This window comes from uncultured Ralstonia sp. (assembly GCA_913056305.1).
Classification (GTDB): domain Bacteria; phylum Pseudomonadota; class Gammaproteobacteria; order Burkholderiales; family Burkholderiaceae; genus Ralstonia.
Genome location: CAJXMR010000399.1, coordinates 1 through 2,216, shown reverse-complemented (window position 1 = coordinate 2,216; position 2,216 = coordinate 1). Strand labels below are relative to the sequence as shown.

At 64.8% G+C, this 2,216-nt stretch carries 1 protein-coding gene; it reads right to left on the bottom strand.

The window, feature by feature from the left end; all coding sequences use genetic code 11:
• Nucleotides 1–300: 300 nt before the first annotated feature.
• The coding region (locus QZ609_RS26550; protein ID WP_295501528.1) for a vitamin B12 dependent-methionine synthase activation domain-containing protein at nt 301–2,216 on the bottom strand (1,916 nt) is incomplete at its 5' end.

Genomic DNA, 2,216 nt, shown 5'->3' with positions numbered 1-2,216 from the left:
TTGGCGTAAGCCGAAGCAGCAGCGATGGCGATGGCGGACAGGGAGATCAGCAGCTTGTTCATGGAGGAGACTCCTTTCGTTCTGAACGGCCACGCGAAGAATTCGTCGCGGCTTCACTCTGTGTGTTTGAGTGAGGCTTCAGTGTAGGGAGCCCCTTTCGTTACGACTGTTAGGGGGTGTAAGCCTTTGTAATGTCAGCCGCGTACCTCTTGAAATGCCGCCGCAGCCAATGCCCGCAAGGGTTTGCAGACGTAAGACAGGGCGCTTCAAACGCCATGTCTTACACGTCTTGTCACAGATTCACAGGTTGGGCGCGAGCGCGCGCTCCACATTGCGACGCTCTTCGCCACTGCGCGCGGCCATGTCGTCCACCTGGTCCTGGCCGATCTTGCCGAGTGTGAAGTAGGTGCTGTCCGGGTGCGAGAGGTAGAAGCCCGAGACCGACGCGGCCGGCGTCATCGCCAGCGCTTCGGTCAGGTGCATGCCGATCTCCTGCGCGTCGAGCACGCGGAACATATCGCGCTTGACGGTGTGCTCCGGGCAGGCCGGGTAGCCGGGCGCGGGGCGAATGCCGCGGTATTCCTCGCGGATCAGCGCGTCGTTGTCGAGCGTCTCGGCGGCCGCGTAGCCCCACAGATCACGGCGCACGCGGGCGTGCAGGCATTCGGCAAAGCCTTCGGCAAAGCGGTCGGCCAGGGCCTTGAGCATGATCGCGCTGTAGTCGTCGTGATCGGCCTCGAAGGCGGCTTCGCGCTTGTCGACCCCGATGCCGCCCGTGACGGCAAACAGGCCGATGTAGTCGGCAATGCCGGTGTCCTTGGGCGCGACGAAATCCGCCAGGCAGCGGTTCGGGCGCATCACGCCGTCGATGATCGGGCGCTCGCTCTGCTGGCGGATGTTGCGCCAGGTGAGCGCGACTTCCGAGCGGGACTCGTCCGTATAGATCTCGATGTCGTCGTCGTTGACGGTGTTGGCCGGCAGCAGCGCGATCACGCCGTTGGCCGTGAGCCAGCGCCCGGCGATCAGGCGCGCGAGCATGGTCTTGCCGTCGGAGAACACGCGGCGCGCCGATTCGCCCACGATCTCGTCGTTGAGGATGTCGGGGAATTTGCCGGCCAGGTCCCACGTCTGGAAGAACGGGCCCCAGTCGATGTATTGCGCGAGTTCGTTCAGGTCGTAGTTGCGGAACACGCGGCGGCCGATGAACTTGGGCTTGGGCGGCGTGTAGTTGCTCCAGTCGATCTTGGTCTTGTTGGCGCGCGCGGCGGCCAGCGACACCATCGGTTGGGCCTTCTTGTTGGCGTGCTGGGTGCGGATGCGGTCGTAGTCCGCATGCAGCTCTTCGACGTAGCGCGCGGCGCCTTCGTCCGACAGCAGGCTGGAGGCCACGCTCACCGAGCGCGAGGCGTCCGGCACGTAGACCACCGGGCCTTCGTAATTCGGCGCGATCTTCACGGCGGTGTGCACGCGGCTGGTGGTCGCACCGCCAATCAGCAGCGGGATCTTCTTCACGCGGAAGTAGTCATCGCGCTGCATCTCGGAGGCCACGTAGGCCATCTCTTCGAGCGACGGCGTGATCAGGCCCGACAGGCCGATGATGTCCGCGCCCTCGACCTTCGCCTTGGCCAGGATGTCGTTGCACGGGACCATCACGCCCATGTTCACGACTTCGAAGTTGTTGCACTGGAGCACGACCGTGACGATGTTCTTGCCGATGTCGTGCACGTCGCCCTTGACCGTGGCGATGACGATCTTGCCGCGCGAGCGCACGTCGCCGCCGGCGGCTGCGATCTGGCGCTTCTCTTCTTCGATGAACGGGATCAGGTGGGCCACCGCCTGCTTCATCACGCGGGCGGATTTCACCACCTGGGGCAGGAACATCTTGCCGGCACCAAAGAGGTCGCCCACGATGTTCATGCCGTCCATCAGCGGGCCCTCGATCACCTGGATCGGGCGGCCGCCCGCAGCAAAGATCTTCGCGCGGACTTCTTCGGTGTCTTCGACCACGTAGTCGTTGATGCCGTGCACGAGCGCGTGGGCAAGGCGCTTTTCCACCGGCTCCTGGCGCCAGGCGAGGTTTTCTTCGCGCTTGGCGCCGCCGCCCTTGAAGCGGTCGGCGATCTCCAGCAGGCGGTCGGTGGCATCGGGGCGGCGGTTGAGCACCACGTCTTCCACGCGGTCGCGCAGCTCGGGGTCGAGGTTCTCGTACACGCCCA